Origin of the sequence: Pseudomonas brassicae (genome assembly GCF_010671725.1) — a bacterium.
Taxonomy (GTDB): domain Bacteria; phylum Pseudomonadota; class Gammaproteobacteria; order Pseudomonadales; family Pseudomonadaceae; genus Aquipseudomonas; species Aquipseudomonas brassicae.
On sequence record NZ_JAAHBU010000115.1, the window covers coordinates 1 to 6,324 of the forward strand.

General features: G+C 62.2%; 6 protein-coding genes and 1 pseudogene. All 7 read left to right on the forward strand.

The genetic code is table 11. The features are described from left to right. Positions 1 to 591 (forward strand): ABC transporter permease (locus tag G3436_RS09690; protein WP_163944065.1); only part of this gene is annotated, 591 nt, incomplete at its 5' end. Between the two features lie 54 nt (positions 592 to 645). Next, entirely contained in the window at positions 646 to 2,256 is a 1,611-nt protein-coding gene (locus G3436_RS09695; RefSeq protein WP_163944068.1) for an ABC transporter substrate-binding protein, read from the forward strand. Between the two features lie 62 nt (positions 2,257 to 2,318). Beyond that, positions 2,319 to 3,234 (forward strand): annotated as a pseudogene (locus G3436_RS09700) (ABC transporter permease). An 11-nt stretch (positions 3,235 to 3,245) separates the two neighbouring features. Next, the gene (locus tag G3436_RS09705; RefSeq protein ID WP_163944071.1) at positions 3,246 to 4,085 is read left to right on the forward strand and encodes an ABC transporter ATP-binding protein; all 840 of its coding nucleotides are present in this window, start codon (positions 3,246 to 3,248) and stop codon (positions 4,083 to 4,085) included. 11 nt (positions 4,086 to 4,096) lie between these two features. Beyond that, complete coding sequence (locus G3436_RS09710; RefSeq protein WP_163944074.1) at positions 4,097 to 4,876, forward strand: ABC transporter ATP-binding protein; 780 nt, start codon at positions 4,097 to 4,099, stop codon at positions 4,874 to 4,876. A gap of 205 nt (positions 4,877 to 5,081) precedes the next feature. Further along, positions 5,082 to 5,993, forward strand: coding sequence for a 5-dehydro-4-deoxyglucarate dehydratase (gene kdgD, locus G3436_RS09715; RefSeq protein ID WP_163944077.1), 912 nt, complete (start codon positions 5,082 to 5,084; stop codon positions 5,991 to 5,993). Between the two features lie 61 nt (positions 5,994 to 6,054). Beyond that, positions 6,055 to 6,324, forward strand: a 270-nt coding sequence (locus G3436_RS09720) for an aldehyde dehydrogenase family protein (protein WP_163944080.1), incomplete at its 3' end; no start/stop codon positions are given.

Here is a 6,324-nt window from a genome sequence, read left to right on the forward strand (position 1 = left end):
GGTTACTCCACACCGATCTTCTGGGTCGGCATGATGGGCCTGCTGGTGTTCTACGCCTGGCTGGGCTGGGCGGGCGGGGCAGGGCGTATCGACCTGGCCTACGACGGCATGGTGCCCGACGTGACCGGCCTGCTGCTGATCGACTCGGCACTGGCACGCGACTGGGACGCCTTCTCCAGCGCACTGCGCCACATCGTGCTGCCGTCGTTGATCCTGGGCCTGAACTCGGTGGCCTACATCAGCCGCATGACCCGCAGCTTCATGCTTGAACAGCTGTCCCAGGAATACATCATCACCGCACGGGTTAAAGGCCTGTCGCGGCGCCAGGTGGTCTGGGGCCATGCCTTTCGCAACATCCTCGTGCAGTTGCTGACCGTGGTGGCCCTGGCCTACGGCTCGCTACTCGAAGGCGCGGTACTGATCGAGACGGTGTTCGCCTGGCCTGGCTTTGGCCAGTACCTGACCAGCAGCCTGATGCTTGGCGACATGAATGCGGTGATGGGTTGCGTACTGGTGATCGGCCTGATCTTCGTCGCACTCAACCTGATCAGCGATGCCCTGTACAAAGTGTTCGACCCACGGACCCGCTGAGCCACGATGGCCGGCATGAGCACAATCAATAACTATAAAAAGAAGGATGCCCACATGAAGACTGTATTCCCGACCCTGCGCATGAGCCTGCTGGGCGCCATCCTGGCGCTGAGCCCGATGGCCGCGGTGAATGCCAAGACCCCCGCCGATCAACTGATCATCGGCATGAGCATGGTCAACCTGTTCTCCATCGACCCGGCCAACGCCCCGGGCCTGGATGCCTCCGGGGTCAACGCCAACCTCTACGACACCCTGATCAAGCGCGACAACGGCAACCCGGAAAAACACCTGCCGCAACTGGCTGAACGCTGGGACATCAGCGAAGACGGCAAGCAGATCACCTTCCACCTGCGCAGCGACGTCAAGTTCCACTCCGGCAACGCCCTGACCGCCGAAGACGTGGCCTGGTCGCTGTACCGCGTGATGAAGCTCAACTTCGGCCTGGCCACCACCTGGAAGGCCTACGGCTACAGCGTCGAGAACATCCAGGGCCTGATCCGCGCCACCGACGCCCACACCCTGGTCATCGACCTGCCGCAGCCGACCGACCCGCTGCTGGTCATCGACTCGCTGGCGATCTCGCCCAGTGCGGTCATCGTCGATCGCCAGGAAGCCCTCAAGCACGAGAAGAACGGTGACCTGGGCGCCGCCTGGCTGGTCACCAACGAGGCCGGCAGCGGCCCGTTCACCCTGGCCAAATGGACCGCCAACGACTCGCTGGTGATGAACCGTTTCGACGGTTACTGGGGCGACAAGGCGAAGATGAAGCGCGTGCTGGTGCGTCATATGACCGAATCGCAGTCGTTGCGCCTGATGCTCGAACGCGGTGACCTGGACCTGGCCTACGGCATTGCCGGGCCCGACATCAAGGCCATCGAAGGTTCGGACAAGCTGCAAATCCAGGCGCTGCAGCGCGGCACCATGTACTACGTGGCCATGAGCATGAAGCAGCCCGAATTCGCCAACAAGAAAGTGCGCGAAGCGGTACGCAACCTGATCGACTACAAAGGCCTGGACGAGCAGGTCATGCCGCACTATGGCAAGCTCAACCAGCAGCCGATGCAGCTTGGCCTGGAGGCACGCCTGCCCGATCCTGGCTACAAGATGGACGTGGACAAGGCCAAGGCGCTGCTGACCGAAGCCGGCTACCCGAACGGTTTCAAGACCACCATCCGCACCTTGTCCGAGTCGCCGTTCATCGAGATCGCCTCGCGTATGCAGGCCACCCTCAAGCAAGGCGGCATCGATGCCCAGATCATCCAGGGCACCGGCAACCAGGTGTACGGCGCGATGCGCGCACGCAACTTCGAGATGATCGTGGCCCGCGGCGCCGAGCGTTATCCGCACCCGTACTTCAGCCTGCGCACCTTTGCCTACAACCCCGACAACAGCGACAACGCCGGCCTGCCCAACTTCCAGGGCTGGCGCGCCTCGTTCTTCAGTCGCCAGCTCAATGACCTGATCGATCGGGTAGGGGTGGAGCGTGATGCGTCCAAGCGCCTGAGCATGTACCACGAAGCCCAGAAGCTGTACGACGAGCAGGCCGGCCCGATCATGATCGTGTCGCAGATGACCGACACCGCGGTCAGTTCGGTCGATGTCAAGGGCTTCACCGGCGACGACGCCGAGGCGACCCGTTACCTGGGCGTCTACAAGCAACGCTGAACACCGTCGGGGGTGCCTGCGGGCGCCCCCGGTGGCCATGATTTCACACCGAGAGCATGCCGATGATAGCCAACATGTCTTCTACCGAATCTACCGCCAAGCGGCAGGCCGACACCACGCCGGCATCCAGCCTCGAGGCCTTGTACAAGAGCAGCCTGCGGGTGCTGCGCCACCTGTTGCGCAACCCGATGACCCTGGCGGGGTTGCTGGTGGCGTTGCTGCTGATCGTGGTGGCGGCTTTCGCACCCTGGATCGCCACCCACGACCCCGTGGTACAGAACCTGAGCAATGCCCTGCAGGCACCCGGTGCCGCACACTGGTTCGGCACCGATGAATACGGCCGCGACATCTTCAGCCGGCTGGTCTACGGCGCCCGCATCACCCTTTACATCATTGCCCTGGTGACCATCATCGTGGGCCCAATCGGGCTGTTCATCGGCACCGTTTCGGGCTACTTCGGCGGCATTGTCGACACGGTGTTCATGCGCATCACCGACATCTTCATCTCGTTCCCCAGCCTGGTTCTGGCGCTGGCGTTCATCGCCGCCCTCGGCCCTGGCCTGGAGCATGCCGTGGTCGCCATCGCGCTGACCTCCTGGCCGCCGATCGCACGCCTGGCACGGGCCGAAACCCTGTCGCTGCGCAAGGCCGATTTCGTGGTTGCCGTGGAACTGCAGGGCGCGTCATCGACGCGCATCATCCTGCGCCACATCGTGCCGATGTGCATGTCGTCGGTGATCATCCGCCTGACCATGAACATGGCCGGCATCATCCTGACCGCCGCCGCGCTGGGCTTCCTCGGCCTGGGTGCACAGCGCCGCTGCCGGAGTGGGGCGCAATGATCTCCACCGGCCGTCGCTACATGCTCGAATGCTGGTGCTGGTGGCGGTACCGGGCGCAGCGATCATGCTGGTGAGCCTGGCGTTCAACCTGCTGGGCGATGGCCTGCGGGACATTCTCGACCCGCGTAGCGAGTAACTGGAGGCTTTATGTCGACGCTCAAACTCAATGTCGATTCGCTCAATGTGCGCTTCGTCAACGGCAAGAAAGAAATGCACGCGGTACGCGATGTCTCGTTCACCCTGGGCCGCGAAAAGCTGGCCATCGTGGGTGAGTCCGGTTCGGGCAAGTCCACCGTCGGGCGCAGCCTGCTCAAATTGCACCCGGGCAGCACGCAGATCACCGCCAAGGCCCTGCAGTTCGGCGATATCGACCTGCTCAGCGCCAGCGAAAAGGCCATGCAGAAGATCCGTGGCCAGCGCATCTCGATGATCATGCAAGACCCCAAGTACTCGCTCAACCCGGTGGTCAAGGTCGGTGACCAGATCGCCGAGGCCTACCTGGCGCACCACAAGGCCAGCCGTAGCGAGGCCCGCGACCGCGTGATGCTGATGCTGGAAAAGGTGCATATCCGCGATCCCAAGCGTGTCTACAACCTATACCCGCATGAAGTCAGCGGCGGCATGGGCCAGCGCATCATGATCGCCATGATGGTGATCACCAACCCGGAAGTGATCATCGCCGACGAGCCGACCTCGGCCCTCGACGTGTCGGTGCGCCAGCAAGTGCTGAACGTGCTCGAAGAGCTGGTGGTGGAGCAGCAGATGGGGCTGATCTTTGTCAGTCACGACCTCAACCTGGTGCGCAACTACTGCGACCGCGTGCTGGTGATGTACGCCGGCCGGGTGGTCGAGTCACTCGCCGCGTGCGACCTGCAATACGCCGAACACCCTTATACCCGTGGCCTGCTGGCGGCCTTGCCGAGCATGGACAACCGCCGCCCGCGCTTGCCGGTGCTGCAACGCGACCCGCTCTGGCTCACCTGCTGAGGTAACTGACCATGTCCATGATCCAAGCACAATCGCTGAACCTGAGTTTCGGCGTGGGCGCAGCCCTCAACCAGGTGCTGCACGACGTCAACCTGAGTGTCGAAGACGGCGAGTCGTTCGGCCTGGTGGGCGAGTCGGGCTCCGGCAAGACCACCGTGCTGCGTTGCCTGGCCGGCCAGTACCGGCACTGGAGCGGGGCGCTGAGCATTGCCGGCGTGCCGTTGCAGCACAAGATCCCCAAGGACCACTTTCGCAAGGTACAGATGGTCTTCCAGGACCCGTACGGTTCGCTGCACCCGCGCCACACCATCGACACCGCGCTGCGTGAGCCGCTGACCATCCACGGCATGGGCGAGCGTGATGACCGCATCAACGACATCCTGCTCAAGGTCGGCCTGAATGACAGCTTCCGCTACCGCTATCCGCACCAGCTGTCGGGCGGCCAGCGTCAGCGCGTGGCGATTGCCCGCGCACTGATTCTGGAGCCGCGTGTGCTGCTGCTGGACGAGCCGACCTCGGCGCTGGACGTGTCGGTGCAGGCCGAGATTCTCAACCTGCTGTCGGACCTGCGCCAGCGCGAGAAACTCACCTACCTGATGGTGACCCACGACCTGGGCGTGGTCAGCCACCTGTGCGACAAGGTCGCGGTGATGCAGCAGGGGCGCATCGTCGAGCGTCTGGACAGCCAGGCCTTAAGCCAGGACCTGGCCGAGCATGACTACACACGTATGCTGGTGCAGGCCAGCCGAGACTTCAGTGCGGAGTCGCCACGCGCTGCGGCGGCGGTGTGAGTTCCAAGCAATGTGATCGTACAACATAGGTGGTTTATGGTTGTTCGATCACGATTCTAGAAAATTTAATTCCTTTAAAAACAACAACATAGCGTCATTTATAAGAATTCTTGACGCTTCGATTGGTTTTGTTGTTTGTTTAGTTGTACGATGACGTACCACTCAACGGTAACCCCATTATTCTTTATCCTGAGGTTTGCGAAAAATGACTCCACAAGAACTCAAAAAGGTCCTCTCTTCCGGCCTGCTGTCCTTCCCGATCACCGACTTCCACGCTAACGGCGACTTCAACAAAGAGTCCTATCAGAAGCGTCTGGAATGGCTTGCCCCGTACGGCGCAAGCGCCCTGTTCGCTGCTGGTGGCACTGGCGAATTCTTCTCGCTGGAACCCAAGGAATACAGCGAGATCATCAAGACTGCAGTCGATACCTGCAAAGGCCAGGTGCCTATCCTCGCCGGCGCCGGCGGCCCAACCCGCCAGGCCATTGCCTACGCTCAAGAAGCCGAGCGCCTGGGCGCTGCCGGTATCCTGCTGATGCCGCACTATCTGACCGAGGCCAGCCAGCAAGGCCTGGTCAATCACGTTGAAGAAGTCTGCAAATCGGTTGATTTCGGCGTTGTCGTCTACAACCGCAACGTCTGCCGCCTGACCGCCGACAGCCTGGAGCAACTGGTCGAGAAGTGCCCGAACCTGATCGGCTTCAAGGACGGTATCGGCGAAATCGAACCCATGGTCGCCATCCGCCGCCGTCTGGGCGATCGCCTGACCTACCTTGGCGGCCTGCCGACGGCTGAAGTCTACGCAGCGGCCTACAAGGCTCTGGGCGTACCGGTCTACTCCTCGGCGGTGTTCAACTTCATCCCGAAAACCGCCATCGAGTTCTACGAGGCCATCGCCCGCGAAGACCACGAAACCGTTGGCCGCCTGATCGACAATTTCTTCCTGCCTTACCTGGAAATCCGCAACCGTTGCGAAGGCTACGGCGTCAGCATCATCAAGGCCGGTGCTCGCCTGGTTGGCCACGACGCAGGCCCGGTACGTGCACCACTGACTGACCTGCTGCCGGACGAAGTTGCGCAGTTGAAAGCGCTGATCGACAAGCTCGGTCCCCAGTAAGACTCTGGCTTGCGGCGCCCTTTGCGGGCGCCGCAGTCTTCACGGCTAAAGGAGAAACAGAGTGAGCAACGTAAAACGTTTCGAGAACTACATCGGCGGCCAGTGGGTGGCGGGCGATGAGTACACCAGCAACGTCAACCCGTCGGACCTGAGCGATGTCATTGGCGAGTACGCCAAGGCCAGCGCCGACCAGGTCAATGCGGCGATCAGTGCTGCCCGTGGCGCCTTTGCCGAGTGGTCGGTATTCCCGATCCAGGCCCGCGCCGATGCGCTGGACAAAGTCGGCAATGAAATCCTTGCCCGTCGTGAAGAGCTCGGCACCTTGCTGGCC

Coding starts and splice junctions, on each gene's coding strand:
- kdgD (WP_163944077.1), top strand. CDS start 5,082: ATGACTCCACAAGAACTCAAAAAGGTCCTCTCTTCCGGCCTGCTGTCC.
- G3436_RS09695 (WP_163944068.1), top strand. CDS start 646: ATGAAGACTGTATTCCCGACCCTGCGCATGAGCCTGCTGGGCGCCATC.
- G3436_RS09710 (WP_163944074.1), top strand. CDS start 4,097: ATGTCCATGATCCAAGCACAATCGCTGAACCTGAGTTTCGGCGTGGGC.
- G3436_RS09705 (WP_163944071.1), top strand. CDS start 3,246: ATGTCGACGCTCAAACTCAATGTCGATTCGCTCAATGTGCGCTTCGTC.